Source organism: Pseudomonas protegens, from assembly GCF_003732485.1.
Taxonomy (GTDB): domain Bacteria; phylum Pseudomonadota; class Gammaproteobacteria; order Pseudomonadales; family Pseudomonadaceae; genus Aquipseudomonas; species Aquipseudomonas protegens_B.
This window is the reverse complement of sequence record NZ_MOAK01000066.1, coordinates 53,921-73,550: the sequence shown is the minus strand read 5'-3', so window position 1 is coordinate 73,550 and position 19,630 is coordinate 53,921. Positions and strand designations below refer to the sequence as shown.

Here is a 19,630-nt window from a genome sequence, read left to right as displayed (position 1 = left end):
TCCTTGGGTGTGCGGTCGGGCAAGGGCCCGCTACTTAGAAATGGGTGAAGGTCAGGCCGAGCTTGTAGGTCGGGCCGTATTCCTCGTACTGGGCGTTGTAGGAGCGGTTGCCGGTGTAGACGAAGTACGGCTGGTCGGTGAGGTTCTGCGCCTCGAAGCTCAGTTGCAGGTTCTTGCTCAGGGAATACTTGGCGCTGAAGTCGACGAAGGTCTGGGCATCCACGTGCAGGTCGTGGGCCTTGTCGCTGATGGAGGCCAGCTCATAGAGGTAGGCCGACTTGTAGTTGGCCGACAGGCGCAGGCTGAGCTTGTCGTCTTCCCAACCGAGCATCAGGTTGCCCACGGTGTCCGACTGGTTGGGCAGGTCGATGTCGCGCTTGCGGTTGACCCCGGCCTTCTGGTCGAAGCCCTCGATGCTCGCGCTGGAGCGGCTGAAGGTGCTGTTGGCGCCCAGCAGCAGGCCGTTCCACGGCGCCGGCAGCCAGTCGAATTTCTGCGAATAGGCCAGTTCCAGGCCGTATAGCTTGGCGCTGTCGCCGTTGGCGAAGGTGTGCGCCTCGGAGAACCCGCTCCAGGCGCCGGTGCCGGCCAGGTCGGTGTTGTAGACGAAGTTCTGGATGTCCTTGTAGAACACGAAGGCCGAGACGCTGCCGGCATGGCCCATGTAGTGCTCGATGCCCAGGTCCAGGTTGCTCGACTCCAGGGGCTTGAGGTCGGGGTTGCCGAAGGTCGCCTCGTCGCCGTCGATGACAAAGCCCGGGGCCAGTTGGCCGAAGGTCGGGCGCACCACGCTCTTGGTCCAGGCCGCGCGGACCTGGGTGTTCTTGTCCAGCTGGTAGCGCGCATGCAGCCCCGGCAGCCAGTGCTGGTAGCGGCGTTGGGTGTCGGTGGCGGTGAAGGCGCCGTCGGTGACCCCGGTGCCCTTGGCCTCGAACTCGGTACCCTCGTAGCGCAGGCCGGCGATGAAGCGCCAGTCGTCGATGTCCAGGGTGTTCATGAAATAGCCGGCGTTGATGTCTTCGCGAATCTTGAAGTCGTTGACCCGGGATTCTTCCTCGTCGTAGAAGGCCGCCTGATTCAGGCCGCCGATCAGTTGCTTGATGGCGCCGCCACTGATGCCCGGGCCGAAGCGGCCAAGGGAATAGTCCACGTTGCCCTTCTGGAACTGCCCGAGGTTGAGCTGCTGGTCGGTAAAGCCCAGGGTGTCGAAGTCCTTGTAGACCCAGGCTTCCAGGTCGTTGTCCTTGTTGCGCCGGCTGAGCTTGCCGCCGAACTTGAACTGCGCGGCGTAGCCACTCAGGTCATAGTCCCGGGCCAGGTCCAGGCGCAGGTTCTTCTCGGTGTCGGTGGTGTTCTGCTGTTCCCAATCGACCTTGTCCAGGGTGAAGTTGGCCGGGTCATAGAAACCGGCGCCGATCACCGGGCGCGGCTTGCCGTTGTCGTAGAAGCCGCTGTCGGAAAAATCGCTGTTGCCCTTGAAGGTGGCCCCGGCGATATGCGCCGGGCTGTCTTCGCTGGAACGGCTGTAGCCGGTCTGGCCGCTGAGGGTCCACAGGCCGAGCTGGCGCTCGCCGCCGAACACGTAGGACTGGATCTCCTGGGTTTCCTCGCGCTGCTTGAGCTTGCGCGAGGCTTCGGCGTCGCCGCGCTCACCGGCCGCCAGGGGATCGGCGAACTCGATGCTGGTGGAGTTGCGGGTCTCGCTGTCCTTGTAGCGGCTGTACAGGGTGCGCAGGTAGTAGCTGCTGCTGTCGTCGGGCTTGTAGTCGAAGTTCAGGCCGCCACCGGCGCGCTCGCGGCTGATGGCGTAGTCGCGCTGCTCGAATTCCTGCAGCTTGGCGCCTTGTTCGAAGTCCCAGGCGCCACCGGTCTCGACGTTGTCGGAGCCGAAATCGCGCTTCTGCCAGCTCAGGGCCGCGGCCACGCCGAAATTGTCGACGCCGTCGCCGAGGCTGAAGCGGTTGCTCGCCGCGCCGGAGAATTTCGGGCTGGTCTGGCGCGTGTTCTGATCGTAGCTGGCCTCGCTGCTGCCGGTGTAGAACAGGCCCTTGTGGTCGAAGGCCGAGAGGCTTTTCACATCCACGGTGCCACCCAGGGAGTTGGCGTCCATGTCCGGGGTCAGGGTCTTGATCACTGACAGCGACTGCACCAGTTCCGAGGGCAGTACATCCAGGGCCACGGCTCGGCGGGCGCTTTCCGGCGAGGGCACCAGGGTGCCGTTGATGGTCACGCTGTTGAGGTCCGGGCCCAGGCCGCGGACGCTGACAAAGCGCCCTTCGCCCTGGTCGCGCTCGATGCTGATGCCCGGCAGGCGCTGCGCCGCCTCGGCGACGTTCTGGTCCGGCAATTGGGCCACGCCGTCGGCGTGCACCACGCTTTCGATGCTGTCCGAGCGCCGCTGCTCCTTGAGCGCCTGGTCGATGCTGGCGGCCTGGCCCACCACTTCCACATGCTCGGTGGCCGCAGGTTCCGCGGCGCTCAAGCGTTCACTGGCGATGGCCATGGCCAGCGCGGTCAAGGTAAAGCTGACAAGCCCGGGACTGCTGCGCTTGTACATGATGGTCCTCCCCCAAGAGTCCGCTAACGCCGGGCAAGAGGCCCGGCAACTGGGAGGGCACGCTAGGGTCGGCGAATGACGGTTCTGTGACAGGCCAGGGCGGCAACGGGCCAAAACGCCCCATTGCCCGGCTTTCGCCCCGGCAAATGAGCTGAATTGACCCCTATCCCCCGCCAGGCGCAGGTCTTGCGGGCCCCTTCGCCGGCAAGCCGGCTCCTACAGATCCGTGGTGCACCCGCCGCCTCGTAGGAGCGGGCTTGCCCGCGAAAGCCATCCCCCGCCACGCGCAGGTCTTGCGGGCCTCTTCGCCGGCAAGCCGGCTCCTACAGATCCGTGGTGCGTCCGCCGCCCCGTAGGAGCGGGCTTGCCCGCGAAAGCCATCCCCCGTCGGGCGCAGGTCTTGCGGGCCTCTTCGCCGGCAAGCCGGCTCCTGCAGATCCGTGGTGCACCCACCGCCCCGTAGGAGCGGGCTTGCCCGCGAAAGCCATCCCCCGTCGGGCGCAGGTCTTGCCGGCCTCTTCGCCGGCAAGCCGGCTTCTGCGGGCCAAAAAAAACGCGTTCGCCGTGAGCTGATTCGACCTCACGCCGGGTTTCCCCGGCGTCACCCCACTGTCACAAACATCTGCTGTGCTGGCGCCCTCTCACTCCTGGCAAAAAGGATCGCGGCCATGTTCTCCGTGCTCAAACCCCACCGCTGGAAACTCGCCGCGCTGTTGCTGGCGGCCAATGCCGGGCTGCTGCTGCACCTGGCCTGCGGCAGCCTGAAATCGGTCAGCGAGTGGCAGTGGCTGGACATCATCGGCGAAGGCGGCTCGGCGCTCCTGGCCCTGGTCTGGCTCGGGCTGGTGCTCAAGAGCCGCCCCGCCGGGCGGGTCACCAACTACCTGGCCCTGGGCCTGAGCTGCATTTTCTTTTCCTGGTGGATCGACTGCCTCGACGAGTTCATCCGCCTGCCCGACAGCATCACCTGGGACCACTGGCTGGAGTCCGGGCCGATGCCCATCGGCATGATCCTGCTGACCATCGGCATCTACCACTGGCACCGCGAACAGCTGGCCATCAGCGCGCAGATGGAAAAGAAGGAACGGCTGTTTCGCGAGCATCGCCAGTTCGACAAGCTCACCCCCCTGGCCGGCGCCGACTACCTCAAGCGCGAGCTGGCCAGCAGCCTGCAAGACAGCCGCCGCCAGCAGCAGCCGCTGTCGCTGCTGGCCCTGGACCTGGACCACTTCGCGGCGATCAACCAGGACTACGGCCATGCCGAAGGCGATGCGGTGCTGCAGGCCCTGAGCCATGTGCTGCTGCTCAACCTGCGGCGCCAGGACCTGCTGTGCCGGCTGGCCGGCGACCGCTTCGTGGTGCTGCTGCCCAACACCGGGGAAAGCCAGGCACGGCTGCTGGCCCTGGAGCTGCAACAGGCGGTGCAGAGCCTGGCGCACAAGACCCGGCAACACGGCGAGCGCCTGCACCTGGCGGCCAGCACTGCGGTGGTGATGGCCCTGGAGGAAACCCCGGAGGGGCTGCTCAAGCGCCTCAACCTGGCCCTGGCCCGGGCCAAGCAGCCCCTGGCAAAAACCGCCTGAGGCGCCGTCATGACCGTGAAGACCAGTTGGTACGAAGCCGATACGCGGTTTATCCCCGGGCACTATCAACCGGCGGCGCTGATCGACCTGGCGCTGTCCCGGGACATCGACAGCCACCGCCTGCTGCGCGGCACCGGGCTGTTCCACGAGGACATCCTGGCCGGCCAGACCCGCCTCAGCCCGCAGCAGTTCCTGGCGCTGATCGGCAACGGCCGGCGCCTGCTGGATGCCGACGACAGCAGTTTCCTGTTTGGCCAGCGCCTGCTGCCCGGGCACTACGGCGCCGCCAGCCATGCCCTGCGCCATGCGCAGAACCTGCACCAGGCCCTGGACGCCCTGGTGCAGCAGCAGGCGCTGCTCAGCCCCCTGGCCAGCCCGCGCCTGGTGCTGGACGAGCATCACGCCTACTGCTACTGGCTGGACAGCTGCGGCGCCGGCGAGCACTGGCGGTTCCTCCTGGAAGCCAGCATGACCTCCTTGGTGGCCATGAGTCAGTGGCTGGCCGGCCAGCGCCTGCCCTGGGAATGCAGCTTCAGCCACAGCGAGCCGCGCTACGTCGAGCAGTACTGGGTGCACCTGGGGGAACAGACCCAGTTCCAGCGGCCCCTGGACCTGATGCGCATCCCCCGGCAATACCTGACCCTGCCCTGGCCCGGGGCCTCGGCCACCGCCGGCCAGGTGGCGCGCCTGGAGGCCGGCGAGCACCTGCGCCAACTGGGGTTTGCCAGCAGTTTCCTCGACACCCTGTACCGCTACCTGAAAACCCAGGTACGCCACACCCCGAGCCTGGAGCAGGCGGCCCAGGATTTCGCCATGAGCCCGGCCACCCTCAAGCGCAAGCTGAGCAAGCACCACAGCGGCTACCAGCAACAGGTGGACCGGGTGCACAAGCACGTGGCGCTGTACCTGTACCAGATCAAGGGCTGGAGCAACGAGGCGGTGGCCGAGTACCTGAACTTCAATGACCCGGCCAACTTCCGCCGGTCATTCAAGCGCTGGACCGGCAGCACCCCGAGCTTGATCCGGCAGTTGCTGGGCAGCGGCTGAAACGTTTAATCTAGAACCACGACCGCTGACGCGCCGCGGGCCCGCACAGGGGCGCCGCGGGCCGTCGCGCTCGGGCGCCCAGTGGAAAAACCGCTAAAGCGCCGGGCCATTAAGGCGTATAAACCATGGAGCGATGCCGTCGCTGTCACCGCGCCGGAGCCATTTCCAACACGGGGTAGAGTCATGACCACAGCCAATCTATTGAGCCACCTGTTTCCTGCCGCTGCCGACATCCCCGAAGCCTTTCGCCTGCCCGACCCGGTGGAGCAGCGCGACTACCTGGTGGACGGTGAACTGCGCACCTGGAACGGCCCCCTGGCCCAGGTCCGCAGCCCGATCTACCTGAGCGGCGCCGACGGCGATACCCAGGTGATTCTCGGCAGCACCCCGCTGCTGGACGCCGACACCGCCCTCACCGCCCTGGACGCCGCGGTGCGCGCCTACGATCGCGGCCAGGGCGCCTGGCCAACGATGCGCGTGGCCGAACGCATCCAGCACGTGGAAGCCTTCCTGGCGCGCATGCGCGAACAGCGCACGGCGGTGGTCAAGCTGCTGATGTGGGAAATCGGCAAGAACCTCAAGGACTCGGAGAAAGAGTTCGACCGCACCTGCGACTACATCGTCGACACCATCGGCGCGCTGAAGGAACTGGACCGGCGCTCCAGCCGCTTCGAACTGGAACAGGACACCCTCGGCCAGATCCGCCGCGTGCCCCTGGGCGTGGCCCTGTGCATGGGCCCCTACAACTACCCGCTGAACGAGACCTTTACCACCCTGATCCCGGCGCTGATCATGGGCAACACCGTAGTGTTCAAGCCGGCCAAGCTCGGCGTGCTGCTGATCCGCCCGCTGCTCGAAGCCTTCCGCGACAGCTTCCCGGCCGGGGTGATCAACGTCATCTACGGCAGCGGCCGCGAGACCGTCAGCGCGCTGATGGCCAGCGGCAAGATCGACATCTTTGCCTTCATCGGCACCAACAAGGCCGCCAGCGACCTGAAGAAACTCCACCCCAAGCCCCACCGCCTGCGCGCGGCCCTGGGCCTGGACGCGAAGAACCCGGGGATCGTGCTGCCCGATGCCGACCTGGACAACGCGGTCAGCGAAGCCCTCACCGGCTCGCTGTCGTTCAACGGTCAGCGCTGCACCGCGCTGAAGATCCTGTTCGTCCACGAAGCCGTGGTGGAACGCTTCATCGAGCAGTTCAACGCCAAGCTGCAAGCCCTCAAGCCGGGCATGCCCTGGGAACCGGGGGTGGCCCTGACGCCGCTGCCGGAAAACACCAAGGTCGACTACCTGCACGCCCTGGTGGCCGACGCCCAGGTCCACGGCGCCAAGGTGGTGAACGCCCACGGCGGCGCTTCCCGGGCTTCGTTCTTCTACCCGGCGGTGCTGTACCCGGTGAACCCGCAGATGCGTGTCTACCACGAGGAGCAGTTCGGCCCGGTGGTGCCCATCGTGCCCTACCGCGACCTGGACACGGTGATCGACTACGTCCTGGAATCGGACTTCGGCCAGCAACTGAGCCTGTTCGGCAGCGACCCGGCAGTGATCGGCCGGTTGGTGGACACCTTCGCCAACCAGGTCGGGCGGATCAACATCAACGCCCAGTGCCAGCGCGGCCCGGACACCTTCCCCTTCAACGGCCGCAAGAACTCCGCCGAGGGCACGCTGTCGGTGCATGATGCGTTGCGCACCTTCTCGATCCGCACCCTGGTGGCGACCAAGTTCCAGGAGCGCAACAAGCAACTGATCAGCGACATCATCCGTAATCGCGAGTCGAGCTTCCTGACCACCGACTACATTTTCTGAGGGAGCCCCGAGCGTTCGCCCTGGCGCGAACGCCCGGCCCCTGCCGCCAACCGGAGGTACCGATCTGGGCCCGTTCAAACACCTGCGGGGCATCACCCTGCCACCTTTGCTGCGCCGCCTGCTGCGTCCCGTGCTCGACCCGTACCGGCGCTACCGTCACGCCCGGCTGATCCACGCGGTGCGGGTCGCCCTCGGCCTGATCGCCACCATCCTCCTGACCACCGGCCTCAACCTGCCCCACGGCGAGTGGGCCTCGGTGACCATGCTGGTGGTGATCGGCGGCCTGCAGCACCACGGCAACATCGGCAAGAAGGCCGCGGAACGGGCCATCGGCACCCTGGTGGGCGCCGGGGTCGGGCTGGTGCTGGTGGTGCAGCAGGCGTACTTCGGTCTTCCCTGGCTGACCTACCTGGGCATGTCAGCGGTCTGCGGCTACTTTTCCTACCACGCCATCGGCAAGGGCGGCTACACCGCGCTGCTGGCGGCGATCACCGTGTTCATCGTCGCCGGCCATGGCGATAACCAGATCAGCGACGGCCTGTGGCGGGCGGTGGACATCCTCATCGGCATTGCCCTGGCCCTGGCGTTTTCCTTCGCCATCCCGCTGTACGCGGTGTACTCCTGGCGCTACAACCTGGCCAGCGCCCTGCGCGACTGCGCGCAGTTGTACGGGCGGATCATCCAGGGCCAGTCGGTGACCGACGACGAGCACCTCAAGCTCCTGGGCCGGGTCAACAGCGCCATGCTGCAACTGCGTTCGCTGATGCCTTCGGTGTCCAAGGAAGTGCGGATTTCCATGACTGAACTGGACGCCATCCAGCGCCACCTGCGGATGTGCATCAGCACCCTGGAGATCCTCGGCAACACCCGCCCCGACGCCAGCGACCCGCACGCCATGGCGCAGATGCAACTGGCGCTCAAGGCCGAGCACCGGCAAATCCGCGTGCAACTGATCGGCATGGCCCGGGCCCTGCAAACGGGAGTCACCCAGCGCCTGGAGAAACCCCTGGACGGCCATGTCGATAACGCCCTGGAGGCGCCGCTGTACAGCGCCCTGGACGGTTATCGGCTGCTCACCCGGCAGTTGGCCGCGACCCTTGGCGAGATGCGCCAGCGATTGGCCAAGAGCGCCCGGCACTGGAAGATTTAAAACAGCTCGCGAAAGGGAATGAAACGCGCCGAGTCGCCCACCTGCAGGGTGTGGCCTTCAAGGATCTCCACCAGGCCATCGGCCCAGCTAGCCCCCAGCAGCACCCCCGAGCTCTGGTTCGGATAGAGCACGGCGCGGCCGTTTTCCAGGCGTGCCCGCAGGTATTCCCGACGGCTGCCGGCCTTGGGCCAGTTGAAGGCCACGCTGACCGGCACGCTCAAGGGCGCAACCTGTTCCACTCCCTGAATCCGCAACAGGTAGGCCCGGGCCAGCAGGCCGAAGGTCACCAGGGCCGAGGCCGGATTGCCCGGCAGGCCGATCACCGGCACCTGGCCGAAGTGGCCCACCGTCAACGGTTTTCCGGGTTTGATGGCGAGCTTCCAGAACAGCGGTCGGCCGTTGTTCCTCAGCACCTGGCCCAGGCAATCGGCATCCCCCGCCGAGACGCCGCCGGTGGTCAGGATCAGGTCCGCGCCGTGCTGCAACTGTTCCAGCCTGAGCCGAGTCTGCTGTGGCTGGTCGGGAAGAATCCCGGCGTCGATGACCTCGCAGCCCAGGGTGTCGAGCCAGTGGCGGAGCAAGGTGCGGTTGCTGTTGTAGATGCAACCCGGGCGCATGGGCATGCCCGGCTCCAGCAGCTCATCGCCGGTGGACAGCAACGCCACTCGCGGACGGCGCACCACTTGCAGCTCGGTGCAGCCCTGAGCGGCGGCCACCGCCAGTTCGAAAGGCCCCAGGCGCTTGCCGGCTTGCAACAGCACATCACCAGCCCGGTTCTCCTGGCCTTGGGGGCGGATGTTCTGTCCCGGTTTCAGCGCCTGGGTGAAGCGCGCCCGGCCATCCTCCAGCAACTCGACGTTCTCCTGCATCTCCACGCAGTCAGCGCCGGCAGGCACCGGGGCGCCGGTGAAGATCCGCGCACAGGTGCCCGGCTGCAAGGGGTCGCCGGGCTGACCGGCAAAGATCGTCTGTGACACCGCCAGTGGCTGGCCGTCCCAGTGCTGCAGGTTGAGGGCATAGCCGTCCATGGCGCTGTTGGCCCAGGGCGGCAGGTCCAGGGTCGCCAGCAGATCGCTGGCCAGCACCCGTTGCCGGGCATGGTCCAGGGCCAGGGTTTCGCTCTCTGGCAGGCGCTGGGTATCGGCCATGGCCAGCAGGCTGGCCAGTGCTTCTTCCAGCGGCATCAAGTGGCCCTGGCTCATCCCCGGGACTCGCAGGCCTGCACCGGCTTGAGGTGCGGCACGAAATTGCACGGCCGATGGCGAGCATCCAGTTGCTCGGCAAGGATGCCTTCCCAGGCGGTGCGGCAGGCCCCGGTGGAGCCCGGCAGGCAGCACACCAGGGTGCCGTTGGCCAGTCCGGCCAGGGCCCGGCTCTGTACCGTGGAGGTGCCGATATCGAGGATCGAGATGGCGCGAAACAGCTCGCCGAAACCGTCGATGTGCTTGTCCAGCAGGCAACTCACGGCTTCGGGGGTGCTGTCGCGGCCGGTGAAGCCGGTGCCGCCGGTGATCAACACCACCTGGATGCGCTCGTCGGCGATCCAGGCCGCCACCTGGGCGCGGATCTTGTACAGATCGTCCTTGAGCAGGTTGCGTTCGCTCAGGGTGTGGCCGGCTTCCAGCAGGCGACTGACCAGCAGTTGCCCGGAGGTATCCGTGGCGTATTCCCGGGTATCGCTGACCGTCAGCACGGCCATGTTCAAGGGTACAAACAACGCATCCGACTTCACGCTCATGTCATTCTCCGACCGGCAAGATAAAAACCATGAGTGCAGGCTAAAGGCCCGAAACCGCGGCTGTCTAATCGTTCTGGCTGACCGGATTATCGACCCGCTCTATCGTCACCCGGGGTTTGCCGTGGCGGTTGATAAAGCCCGTCAATCGGCCATTCAACACTTCCGATTGGACGTGCCCGAAGGACAATGCCATCGTTTGCGCCACCGACTTGATATGCGTCCCGCCATGACCCCGATCCAGCCTGCACCCGCCTGTTCCCTGCCCTGCTCGATCCTGCTGCTGGCCGGTGGCCGCGGCTCGCGCATGGGCGGCCAGGACAAGGGCCTGGTGACCTGGCACGGCCGGCCGCTGATTGCCCATGTGCAGGCGGTGGTGCGGCCCTTCAGCGATGACCTGATCATTTCCTGCAACCGCAACGCCGAGCAGTACCGGCCCTATGCCGATCGTTTGGTGGCGGATGAGCAGGAGGACTTTCCCGGCCCTCTGGCGGGCGTGCTGGCAGGCCTGGCAGTGGCCCGGCATCCCTGGCTGCTGGTGCTGGCCTGCGACGCGCCGCGGATCGATAGCGCGCTGATCCAGGCGCTGCTGGATGCCCGCGCAGAGGACGCCCCTCATCCGCTGATGGTGCAGCAGGCCGGGTACTGGCAACCCATGTTCAGCCTGATTCCCACGGCGCTGGCAGCGAGCTTGCGCCAAGCCTGGAACCTGGGTGAACGCAGCCTGCTGCGGGCCCTGGCGCCCCATGGACTGAGCGCCCTGCCCTGCGCCGCGGACGACCCGCGACTGAGCAATTTCAACACCCCTGAACTACTGTCTGAAACACACCCCTGGCCCTTGGCCTGAACGCCGAAGGTGTTCCCCGAAGGTCCGGCCCGGGAAGATTGAAGGCCTTTCCATAGGCCGGACACCTGCGTTAATACTGACTCCGATTTCCTCACAACAGGTGCCATTGTGGACATCAAGCAACTCAAGTTTCTCATCGCCCTGGAACAGACCCGGCACTTCGGCCAGGCCGCCGCGCGCTGCCACATCACCCAGCCGACCCTGTCCATGCGCCTGCGCAACCTTGAGGACGAACTGGACCTGATCCTGGTGACCCGGGGCCAGCGCTTCGAAGGCTTCACCGAGGCTGGCGAGCGGGTGCTGGCCTGGGCCAAGACCCTGCTGGCGGCCCATGACGGGCTGTTCGCCGAAGCCGCCGCCTGCCGTGGGCAACTGGTGGGTAACCTGCGCCTGGGCCTGGTGCCGCTGAGCGGCTTCAACCCCATCAGCTATGTACAGAAACTGTCGGCGAGCTTTCCCGAACTCAAGTTCAGCCTGTCGTCCGCCAGCTCCGACCGGATCATCGAGGACATCGGCAACAACCAGCTGGACCTGGGGGTCTGCTACCTGGACCACGTCAACCCCAACTACCTGGACTTCTTCGAGATCGGCGAGACCCGGGTCGGCCTGCTCTACGACACCCGGCACTTTCATTTCGAAGGCAGCGAGATGAGTTGGGAGGACGCCGCCGAGCTGCCCCTGGGGATGCTCAGCACCGGCATGCACTATCGCAAGTCCATCGACCTGAGCTTTCGCAGCCGCGGCCTCAACCCGACGCCGATCCTGGAGAGCGATTCCACCTACCAGCTGTTCCAGGCCATTCACGAAGGCTTCTGCTGCTCGATCATGCCGCTGGACAGCGGCCTGGATTCGCCCATCGACAACCTGGCCTTCATCCAGCTGCCGGATGCCAGCGTGCTGGCGCCCCTGGGCCTGGTGATGCGCAAGACCGAGCCGCGCTCGGCGATTGCCGAAAAGTGCTTTGCCGAAGCCAGGAAACTCTTTGCCATCAAGGGCGAATGAACGCCCCCGGAGCCAGCGTGCCCCGGAGTGAATCGACTGTATTGAGGTGTCGTCATGGTTTGCCGTATCGAACAATCGGAGCAACAGCCCGAGGCCAATGCACCGGCCCCCGCGCCGCAGCGCGTGGCCTATCGCGAATACAGCCCCGAGGGCGGGGTGGCCGAGGCGCCGCTGGCCGCGGAGATTGCCCTGGCCATCACCTACAACGGCCTGAGCCAGGCGGTGATGATGGTGTCTCCCGGCAACCTGGAGGATTTCATTCGCGGCTTCAGCATCACCAACGACATCGTCAGCGACCTCAGCGAAATCTACGACATCCGCCTGAGCCACTTTCCCCAGGCCTGCCAGGCCGATGTGCAGATTTCCAACCGGGCCTTCTGGGCCCTCAAGGACCATCGCCGGCAAATGGCCGGAACCAGCGGCTGTGGGTTATGCGGCGTGGAAGCCCTGGAACAGGCGCTACCGCAACTGCAGATCCTCGAACCTTCGCCGTTGCCCTGCGCCGAACACCTGCAGGGCCTGCGCGAGCGCATCGAACAGGCCCAGCACATGGCCCGCAGCAGCGGTGCCCTGCATGCGGCGCTGTATATCGACGAACAGGGTGAAGTGCGCCTGTGCCAGGAAGACATCGGCCGCCACAACGCCCTGGACAAACTGATCGGCGCCCTGCTGAACGCCGGGATCGATGGCCGCAAGGGCTTCACCGTGGTCACCAGCCGCTGCAGCCTGGAACTGATCCACAAGGCCGTGCGCGCCCGTCTCGGCACCCTGGTCAGCCTCTCCGCGCCTACCGCACTGACCGTGCAATGGGCCAACAAACACCACCTGAACCTGATTCACGTGCCCCACCGCAACGCCCCGCGGATCTACAGCCCGGTGTAAATGCACAACGCCGGATGACAGGCATCCGGCGTTGTCCCCCCCTTCCCTCAAGCCTCACTCACCGGCATAAGCTCAACGTTCTGCCGCTCAACGTTCTGCAACCCAGCGTTCGGCAGCCTGCCGGTCGCTCTCGCGTCCGTCGATCCAGCGTTCGCCGCCGGGGGTGACTTCGCGCTTCCAGAACGGGGCGCGGGTCTTGAGGTAATCCATGATGAAGGCGCAGGCCTCGAAGGCGGCTTGCCGGTGGGCACTGGCCACGCCGACAAAGACGATGGGCTCGCCCACCTGCAGCAACCCTACCCGATGCACCAGGCTCACCCGGTTCAGCGGCCAACGCTCCCGGGCCTGTTGCACGATGCCCTGCAGCGAGCGCTCGGTCATGCCCGGGTAGTGTTCCAGGTACAGGCTCTGTACCGCCTCCCCCAGGTTGAGGTCGCGCACATAACCGACAAAGGTCACCACCGCGCCGACACGGCTATCGCCGGCCTGCAGGCCGGCGTTGAGCTGATCCAGGTTGAAGGCCTGGGTCTGCACCTGAATGCTCATGCCTCAGCCCCCGGTCACTTGAGGAAAGAAGGCGATTTCATCGAAGTCCTCGATGACCGCATCGAGCTTGCACAGGTCCTGGTTCAACGCGCACATCAGGCTGCTTTCCCCCAGCACCGTGGCCCAGGTTTCACCCCGGGCCATCAGCAACTGGCGCACGTCATCGACGGTGTGCAGGTCGGGGTCCAGGGGCAGCTTCTCGCCGCCGCTGCCCAGCTGTTCCCGGTAGCGGGCAAAGTAATTGACCAGAATCATTGCGTTTCTCCAGCGATGAACAGCCCTGATTTGCCGCCCTGCTTCTTCAGCAGTTGCAGGCCCTCGATGACCATGCCCCGGTCCACCGCCTTGCACATGTCGTAGATCGTCAGCGCCGCCACGCTGGCGGCGGTCATGGCTTCCAGCTCGACCCCGGTGGCGCCGTTGAGCCGGCAGCAGGTGGTGATCCGTACCCGGTCCGGCGGCAGCGCTTGCAATTCGACGCGGATGCCGCTGAGCAGCAGCGGATGGCACAGGGGAATCAGTTCGTGGGTCTTCTTCGCCGCCATGATCCCGGCGATGCGCGCCACAGCGAACACGTCGCCCTTGGGGTGGCCGTTGTCCTGGATCAGTTGCAGGGTCGCCGGGAGCATGCGCACCCAGGCCTGGGCCTGGGCTTCGCGCTCGGTTGCGACCTTGCAGGTGACGTCCACCATGCTGGCCCGGCCCTGGGCGTCCAGGTGAGTGAGTTCGTTCATGTGCAACCTCGGATAAAGACAGTGGATCAGCTCAGGACATAGTCCACCGGCACCAGGGCCGGCGGCAGTTCTGTGGCCCCCAGGGCGTCGAGAATCTCGCGTTCGAGGGTGCGCACCAGGGCGTCCATCGGCAGGTCGTTCTCGTCGTGGCCAAAGGGGTCTTCCAGCTCGTCGCCAATGGCGTCCAGACCAAAGAAGGTGTAACTGACGATGGCGGTGAAGATCGGCGTCAGCCAGCCCAGGGGCTCGGCCATGGCAAAGGGCAGGAGGATGCAGAACATGTAGCTGGTGCGGTGCAGCAGCAAGGTGTAGGGGAACGGCAGCGGCGTGCCCTTGATCCGCTCGCAGGTGGTTTGCGCGGCGGTGATCCCGGACAGCAGATTGGCGATCAGCAGGTAGCGCCACTCGCTGATCACGCCCGAAGTCGCCAGGGCCGAGCACTGGCGCGACACCTGGCGCAGGATGCTGTCCGGCAGGTTCGGCGTCCGGGCCGCCGGCCAATGGCTGAGCCAGGTGCCTGCCGCGCTGAGCTCGTCCTCCTGGCGCAGCCGGGCCTTGAGGGCGTGGGCGAAACCGCACAGGTCGCGCAGGATGCTGCTGCGGGCCTGGGCATCGCCGAGCACCTGGGTCTCGCGGATCAGCGAGCGCACCTCGGTCAGCACCGCGCCCAGGGCCTTGCGCCCTTCGTACCAGCGGTCGTAACAGGCGTTGTTGCGAAAGCTCATGAAGATCGACAGCGACAGCCCGAGCAAGGTGAAAGGCGTGGCATTGACCTTGGAAAAGTACGCCGGGTGCAGGGTTTCGATCAGCACGATGGCCGAGGCCAGCAGGGTCACCAGCAGGCTGCGCAAGGCGATGCGCTTGGCAATCGAGCCCTTGAGGGAGATCAGCACGCTGATCAGGTTGGGTTTGGATCTGACGATCATCGGGGCGAAACCTTTGCACGATAAAAGGAAGCAATGAGTGGAGGCTCAGCCGCCGGTCATGTTCATGAAACGCACCACCTGGACCTCGTCGTTGAGCTCGAAATGGTGGCGATAGGGCTTGAGCTTCATCGCCTCGACAATGGCCCGCTGCAGGCGCTCGGCGTCGCCGGGATGAGCGCGCAGCACGGCCTTGAGGTCCACCGAGTGTTCGTTGCCCAGGCACAGCAGCAAGCGCCCTTCCACTGTCAGCCGTACGCGGTTGCAAGTGCCGCAGAAGTTGTGGCTGTGGGGCGAGATGAAGCCCAGGCGGATCTGCGGCGCCTCGGCCAGGCGCCAGTAGCGCGACGGCCCCTGGGTCGACTCGGCGGACTCCATCAGGGTGTAGCGCTCGGCGATCTGCTCACGGACCTGGGCGCTGGAAAAGAACGCATCGCTGCGGCTGTGCTCGCTGATGGTGCCCAGGGGCATCTCCTCGATAAACGAGATGTCCAGGCTGCGGTCGATGGCGAACGCCACCAGCTCGTTGATCTGCTGGTCGTTGCGCCCTTTCATCACCACGCAGTTGAGCTTGGTGCGCTCGAAGCCCGCGGCAATCGCCGCGTCGATGCCGGCGATGACCCGGGACAGGTCACCGGTGCGGGTCAGCTGACGAAACAGCGTCGGGTCCAGGCTGTCGAGGCTGATGTTCAGGCGCTTGACCCCGGCCTCGAACAGCGGCGCTGCCAGCTTGCCCAGTTGCGAGCCATTGGTGGTCATGCACAGCTCCCGCAGCCCCGACAATTGCCCGATGCGCTCGCACAGTTGCACCACCCCGGGACGGATCAGCGGCTCGCCACCGGTGAGGCGGATCTTGCGCGTACCCAGGGCGACGAAACGCTGCGCCAGCTGGTACAGCTCTTCCAGGGTCAGGATGCGTTGGCGCGGCAGGAACTGCATGTCCTCGGCCATGCAATACACGCAACGAAAATCGCAACGGTCGGTCACCGACATACGTAAATAGTCGACCCGTCGAGCAAAGCCATCCACCAATACTTGATCTGACATCACAGCCTCTGTCGACGCTTGCGACCTATAGGTCTTAGTTGTAGTTCGCGGCCAGAAACGACCGTTAAGGAGTTGTTGGCGGCAAGACTAATAGCCATTAAAAGTCACGTCCAATCGCTATTTGCAACTGATTGATCAATGCAATCTATCAACGAGAAAAACACCAACAACCAAGACCGAAAACTTAATCCAACCAATTGATTATTATCAATTTTAATCCGTGATAGAGCCTTTCGATCAGCCGGTCATTAATTGCGATTAGACAGCCGACACAGGGGCCGAATAGGCTTTATTCGTGGCCCATGAAACGGGCTCTTCAAGTGACTCGGTAACGCTAAGCAGATCCAAACTTAAACAGCTTCACAACAAAACCGCATTTAGCCTGTGCAGTAAAACAATCACTGACATTGATTCATTGTCGGGCGGTTGCCTGCGTGCGCTGTATTGGAGAAATATCATGAGCGAAGTTGATCGATATAAACCCTACAAGGGGGCGGCCGCCGGTTGGGGGGCACTGATCGCGGTGACCAGAAACTGGCTGGGCAGTGAAAACGCCTTCAAGAACATCCGCGCCATGCTCAAGACCAACCAGAACGGCGGCTTCGACTGCCCGGGCTGCGCCTGGGGCGAATCGCCGGAAAACGGCATGGTCAAGTTCTGCGAGAACGGCGCCAAGGCGGTCAACTGGGAAGCCACCGGGCGCCTGGTGAACCCGGCTTTCTTCAATAAGTACACGGTCTCGGCCCTGGCCGCGCAAAGCGACTACTGGCTCGAATACCAGGGTCGCCTGACTCACCCCATGCGCTACGACGCCACCCAGGACCGCTATGTGGAAACCACCTGGGACGAGGCCTTCGAGCTGATCGCCAGCCACCTCAAGGGCCTGGACTCGCCGAACCAGGCGGAGTTCTACACCTCGGGCCGGGCCAGCAACGAGGCGGCCTATCTGTATCAGCTGTTCGTGCGCGCCTATGGCACCAACAACTTTCCCGACTGCTCGAACATGTGCCACGAGGCCAGTGCCGTGGGCATGTTCGAAAGCGTCGGCGTGGGCAAGGGCACGGTGGTGTTCCATGACCTGGAAGAGGCCGACGCGATCTTCGTCATCGGCCAGAACCCCGGCACCAACCACCCACGGATGCTGGAGCCGCTGCGCGAGGCGGTGAAACGCGGTGCCCAGGTGATCTGCTTCAACCCGCTCAAGGAGCGCGGCCTGGAACGCTTCCAGCATCCGCAGCACCCGCTGGAGATGCTCACCAACGGCTCCGAGCCCACCTCCTCGGCCTACTTCCGCCCGGCCCTGGGCGGCGACATGGCGGCCTTTCGCGGCATCGCCAAGTTCCTCCTGCGCTGGGAGCGCGAGGCCCTGGCCAACAATGGCGAAGCGGTGTTCGACCGGGCCTTTATCGCCGAGCACACCTCGGGCCTGGACAGCTACCTGGCCGAGGTCGATGCCACGTCCTGGAACCACATCGTCGAGCAGTCCGGCCTGAGTCTGGCCGACATCGAGCTGGCGGCGCGCATGTACCGCAAGGCCAAGCGCGCGATCATGTGCTGGGCCATGGGCCTGACCCAGCACACCCATTCGGTGCCGACCATCCAGGAAGTGATCAACGTGCTGTTGCTGCGGGGCAATATCGGCCGCCCCGGCGCCGGCCTGTCGCCGGTGCGCGGCCACAGCAACGTGCAGGGCGACCGCACCATGGGCATCAACGAACTGGCGCCCACCGAGCTGCTGGATGCCCTGGAAACGCGCTTTGGCTTCAAGCCGCCACGGGAGCACGGGCACAACACGGTGATGGCGATCTCGGCCATGGAACAGGGCCGGGCCAAGGTGTTCATCGGCCTGGGGGGCAACTTCGCCCAGGCCACCCCGGACACCCCGCGCACCCACGCCGCCCTGCGCAACTGCGAACTCACCGTGCACATTGCCACCAAGCTCAACCGCAGCCATCTGGTGACCGGTCGCGAGGCGCTGATCCTGCCGTGCCTGGGCCGCACCGATATCGATATCCAGGCCAACGGCCCCCAAGGCATCACCGTGGAAGACACCTTCAGCATGGTGCACATCTCCCATGGCCAACTGAAACCCAAGTCGCCGCACCTGCGCTCGGAACCGGCAATCATCGCCGGCATCGCCAACGCCACCCTGGGCCAGCACCCCATCGACTGGCTGTGGACCATCGAAGACTACGGACGCATCCGCGACCTGATCGCCGACACCATCCCGGGGTTCGAGGACTTCAATCTCAAGCTGCTGCACCCCGGCGGTTTCCACCTGGGCAACGACGCCACCCAGCGGCGCTGGAACACCGCCACCGGCAAGGCGCGCTTCATCCCCAGCGTGCTGCCCGAGCACCTGATCAGTGCCGGGGTGCGCAAGCTCAAGGTCAAGCCGGACCTGATCCTGCAGACCATGCGTTCCCACGACCAGTACAACACCACCCTGTATGGCCTGGATGACCGCTATCGCGGGGTCTACGGCATGCGCGAGGTGCTGTTCGCCAATGAACAGGACATTCGCCAGCTGGGCTTCGAGCCGGGGCAGAAGGTCGACATTGTCTCGCTGTGGGACGACGGCCGGGAGCGTCGGGTCAGCGGTTTCACCTTGATCGCCTACGACATTCCCGCCGGCCAGTCCGCCGCCTACTACCCGGAAACCAACCCCCTGGTGCCCCTGGAAAGCTATGGCGACCGCACCTACACGCCGACCTCCAAGTTCATCGCCATCCGCCTGGAGCCGGCTGCGGCCAGCAACCTGATCCAGTCCGTCGGCGTGTGACCCAGCCTGGGGCGGCGCGATCGCCACCCCAGCCTTCACCCGCGCAGTGCCCCTGCCCCCGTCGCGAGCCCACAGGTTCGCGACGGCCGCGCAGTGCCTGCACGGGCATCAAGCCATTACGAGGGTATCGTCATGTTTCATCTACAGGCGCTCGACCTTGCACGCATCCAGTTCGCGTTCACGGTCTCGTTCCACATCATCTTTCCCGCCATCACCATCGGCCTGGCCAGTTTCCTGGCGGTGCTCGAAGGGCTGTGGCTCAAGACCCACAACAGCACCTACAAGGACCTGTATCACTTCTGGTCGAAGATCTTCGCCGTCAACTTCGGCATGGGCGTGGTCTCCGGGCTGGTCATGGCTTACGAGTTCGGCACCAACTGGAGCCGCTTCTCGGACTTTGCCGGGAGCATCACCGGCCCCCTGCTGACCTACGAGGTGCTGACCGCGTTCTTCCTTGAAGCGGGCTTTCTCGGGGTCATGCTGTTCGGCTGGAACCGGGTCGGCCGCGGGCTGCACTTCTTCGCCACGGTGATGGTGGCGATCGGCACCCTGATCTCGACCTTCTGGATCCTCGCCTCCAACAGCTGGATGCAGACGCCCCAGGGCTTCTCCATCGTCGATGGGCGGATCATGCCTATGGACTGGCTGGCGATCGTCTTCAACCCGTCGTTCCCCTTCCGCCTGGCGCACATGGCGATTGCCGCCTTTGTCGCCACGGCGTTCTTCGTCGGATCAAGCGCCGCCTGGCACCTGCTTCGGGGCAACGACACGCCGCCGGTGCGCAAGATGCTGTCCATGGCGCTGTGGATGGCGCTGATCGTGGCGCCGATCCAGGCGGTGGTCGGTGACGCCCACGGCCTCAACACCCTGGAACATCAACCGGCAAAAATCGCCGCCATCGAAGGCCACTGGGAAAACCACGGCAGCGAACCCTCGCCCCTGGTGCTGTTCGGCATTCCCAACATGGACGGCGAGAAAACCGACTA

17 protein-coding genes are annotated in these 19,630 nt (G+C 65.2%); 9 read left to right on the top strand and 8 right to left on the bottom strand.

The features are described from left to right. Positions 1 to 34 precede the first annotated feature (34 nt). The gene (locus BLX41_RS17445) at positions 35 to 2,557 is read right to left on the bottom strand and encodes a TonB-dependent receptor (protein WP_123725890.1); all 2,523 of its coding nucleotides are present in this window, start codon (positions 2,555 to 2,557) and stop codon (positions 35 to 37) included. 668 nt (positions 2,558 to 3,225) lie between these two features. Here BLX41_RS17445 and BLX41_RS17435 point away from each other — a divergent pair. The 4 genes from BLX41_RS17435 (at position 3,226) to BLX41_RS17420 (ending at position 8,146) form a co-directional block, all read left to right on the top strand. Continuing rightward, positions 3,226 to 4,140, top strand: coding sequence for a GGDEF domain-containing protein (locus tag BLX41_RS17435; protein ID WP_123725888.1), 915 nt, complete (start codon positions 3,226 to 3,228; stop codon positions 4,138 to 4,140). A 9-nt stretch (positions 4,141 to 4,149) separates the two neighbouring features. Continuing rightward, complete coding sequence (locus tag BLX41_RS17430) at positions 4,150 to 5,187, top strand: AraC family transcriptional regulator (protein WP_123725887.1); 1,038 nt, start codon at positions 4,150 to 4,152, stop codon at positions 5,185 to 5,187. Positions 5,188 to 5,370: 183 nt separating this feature from the next. Continuing rightward, positions 5,371 to 6,996, top strand: coding sequence for an NADP-dependent glyceraldehyde-3-phosphate dehydrogenase (locus tag BLX41_RS17425; protein ID WP_123725886.1), 1,626 nt, complete (start codon positions 5,371 to 5,373; stop codon positions 6,994 to 6,996). A 106-nt stretch (positions 6,997 to 7,102) separates the two neighbouring features. After that, the gene (locus tag BLX41_RS17420; protein ID WP_123725885.1) at positions 7,103 to 8,146 is read left to right on the top strand and encodes an FUSC family protein; all 1,044 of its coding nucleotides are present in this window, start codon (positions 7,103 to 7,105) and stop codon (positions 8,144 to 8,146) included. Here BLX41_RS17420 and BLX41_RS17415 read toward each other — a convergent pair. Together BLX41_RS17415 and moaB are read right to left on the bottom strand one after the other, a co-directional pair. Continuing rightward, complete coding sequence (locus tag BLX41_RS17415) at positions 8,143 to 9,348, bottom strand: molybdopterin molybdotransferase MoeA (protein WP_123725884.1); 1,206 nt, start codon at positions 9,346 to 9,348, stop codon at positions 8,143 to 8,145. The two genes, BLX41_RS17420 and BLX41_RS17415, sit on opposite strands and share 4 nt — an antisense overlap. Continuing rightward, entirely contained in the window at positions 9,345 to 9,884 is a 540-nt protein-coding gene (gene moaB, locus BLX41_RS17410; protein ID WP_102881605.1) for a molybdenum cofactor biosynthesis protein B, read from the bottom strand. The genes BLX41_RS17415 and moaB overlap by 4 nt, the downstream gene beginning before the upstream one ends. A 226-nt stretch (positions 9,885 to 10,110) precedes the next feature. On the opposite strand from moaB, the gene mobA reads away from it, so the two are divergent. The 3 genes from mobA (at position 10,111) to fdhD (ending at position 12,612) form a co-directional block, all read left to right on the top strand. Beyond that, positions 10,111 to 10,728, top strand: coding sequence for a molybdenum cofactor guanylyltransferase MobA (gene mobA / locus BLX41_RS17405; protein WP_185073635.1), 618 nt, complete (start codon positions 10,111 to 10,113; stop codon positions 10,726 to 10,728). A gap of 108 nt (positions 10,729 to 10,836) precedes the next feature. Further along, the gene (locus tag BLX41_RS17400; protein WP_102864827.1) at positions 10,837 to 11,730 is read left to right on the top strand and encodes a LysR family transcriptional regulator; all 894 of its coding nucleotides are present in this window, start codon (positions 10,837 to 10,839) and stop codon (positions 11,728 to 11,730) included. 54 nt (positions 11,731 to 11,784) lie between these two features. Continuing rightward, entirely contained in the window at positions 11,785 to 12,612 is an 828-nt protein-coding gene (fdhD, locus tag BLX41_RS17395) for a formate dehydrogenase accessory sulfurtransferase FdhD (RefSeq protein ID WP_123725882.1), read from the top strand. An 87-nt stretch (positions 12,613 to 12,699) separates the two neighbouring features. On the opposite strand, the gene moaE is transcribed toward fdhD, so the two are convergent. From moaE to moaA, 5 genes are read right to left on the bottom strand one after another with little or no spacing between them, the layout of a single operon-like run. Beyond that, complete coding sequence (moaE, locus tag BLX41_RS17390; protein WP_102864825.1) at positions 12,700 to 13,158, bottom strand: molybdopterin synthase catalytic subunit MoaE; 459 nt, start codon at positions 13,156 to 13,158, stop codon at positions 12,700 to 12,702. Positions 13,159 to 13,161: 3 nt separating this feature from the next. Then, positions 13,162 to 13,413 (bottom strand): MoaD/ThiS family protein, encoded by a 252-nt coding sequence (locus tag BLX41_RS17385; RefSeq protein ID WP_123725881.1) that lies wholly within the window; start codon positions 13,411 to 13,413, stop codon positions 13,162 to 13,164. Continuing rightward, on the bottom strand, positions 13,410 to 13,892 hold the full coding sequence (gene moaC / locus BLX41_RS17380) for a cyclic pyranopterin monophosphate synthase MoaC (protein ID WP_123725880.1): 483 nt from the start codon (positions 13,890 to 13,892) through the stop codon (positions 13,410 to 13,412). The genes BLX41_RS17385 and moaC overlap by 4 nt, the downstream gene beginning before the upstream one ends. Positions 13,893 to 13,918: 26 nt before the next feature. Beyond that, positions 13,919 to 14,818 (bottom strand): bestrophin family protein, encoded by a 900-nt coding sequence (locus tag BLX41_RS17375; protein WP_102881610.1) that lies wholly within the window; start codon positions 14,816 to 14,818, stop codon positions 13,919 to 13,921. Positions 14,819 to 14,863: 45 nt separating this feature from the next. Beyond that, positions 14,864 to 15,862: a GTP 3',8-cyclase MoaA gene (gene moaA / locus BLX41_RS17370; RefSeq protein WP_123725879.1), complete on the bottom strand. Its 999-nt coding sequence runs from the start codon at positions 15,860 to 15,862 to the stop codon at positions 14,864 to 14,866. 457 nt (positions 15,863 to 16,319) lie between these two features. Here moaA and BLX41_RS17365 point away from each other — a divergent pair, with 457 nt between their 5' ends. Then, positions 16,320 to 18,644: an FdhF/YdeP family oxidoreductase gene (locus tag BLX41_RS17365; protein ID WP_123725878.1), complete on the top strand. Its 2,325-nt coding sequence runs from the start codon at positions 16,320 to 16,322 to the stop codon at positions 18,642 to 18,644. A 132-nt stretch (positions 18,645 to 18,776) separates the two neighbouring features. Further along, positions 18,777 to 19,630, top strand: an 854-nt coding sequence (locus BLX41_RS17360; protein ID WP_148059750.1) for a cytochrome ubiquinol oxidase subunit I, incomplete at its 3' end; no start/stop codon positions are given.

What these genes read in the sequence shown, in the direction of transcription:
- fdhD (WP_123725882.1), top strand. Translation starts at nt 11,785, where the DNA reads ATGGTTTGCCGTATCGAACAATCGGAGCAACAGCCCGAGGCCAATGCA.
- moaE (WP_102864825.1), bottom strand. Translation starts at nt 13,158, where the DNA reads ATGAGCATTCAGGTGCAGACCCAGGCCTTCAACCTGGATCAGCTCAAC.
- moaB (WP_102881605.1), bottom strand. Translation starts at nt 9,884, where the DNA reads ATGAGCGTGAAGTCGGATGCGTTGTTTGTACCCTTGAACATGGCCGTG.
- BLX41_RS17435 (WP_123725888.1), top strand. Translation starts at nt 3,226, where the DNA reads ATGTTCTCCGTGCTCAAACCCCACCGCTGGAAACTCGCCGCGCTGTTG.
- BLX41_RS17430 (WP_123725887.1), top strand. Translation starts at nt 4,150, where the DNA reads ATGACCGTGAAGACCAGTTGGTACGAAGCCGATACGCGGTTTATCCCC.
- moaA (WP_123725879.1), bottom strand. Translation starts at nt 15,862, where the DNA reads ATGTCAGATCAAGTATTGGTGGATGGCTTTGCTCGACGGGTCGACTAT.
- BLX41_RS17415 (WP_123725884.1), bottom strand. Translation starts at nt 9,348, where the DNA reads ATGAGCCAGGGCCACTTGATGCCGCTGGAAGAAGCACTGGCCAGCCTG.
- BLX41_RS17445 (WP_123725890.1), bottom strand. Translation starts at nt 2,557, where the DNA reads ATGTACAAGCGCAGCAGTCCCGGGCTTGTCAGCTTTACCTTGACCGCG.
- mobA (WP_185073635.1), top strand. Translation starts at nt 10,111, where the DNA reads ATGACCCCGATCCAGCCTGCACCCGCCTGTTCCCTGCCCTGCTCGATC.
- moaC (WP_123725880.1), bottom strand. Translation starts at nt 13,892, where the DNA reads ATGAACGAACTCACTCACCTGGACGCCCAGGGCCGGGCCAGCATGGTG.
- BLX41_RS17365 (WP_123725878.1), top strand. Translation starts at nt 16,320, where the DNA reads ATGAGCGAAGTTGATCGATATAAACCCTACAAGGGGGCGGCCGCCGGT.
- BLX41_RS17425 (WP_123725886.1), top strand. Translation starts at nt 5,371, where the DNA reads ATGACCACAGCCAATCTATTGAGCCACCTGTTTCCTGCCGCTGCCGAC.
- BLX41_RS17385 (WP_123725881.1), bottom strand. Translation starts at nt 13,413, where the DNA reads ATGATTCTGGTCAATTACTTTGCCCGCTACCGGGAACAGCTGGGCAGC.
- BLX41_RS17375 (WP_102881610.1), bottom strand. Translation starts at nt 14,818, where the DNA reads ATGATCGTCAGATCCAAACCCAACCTGATCAGCGTGCTGATCTCCCTC.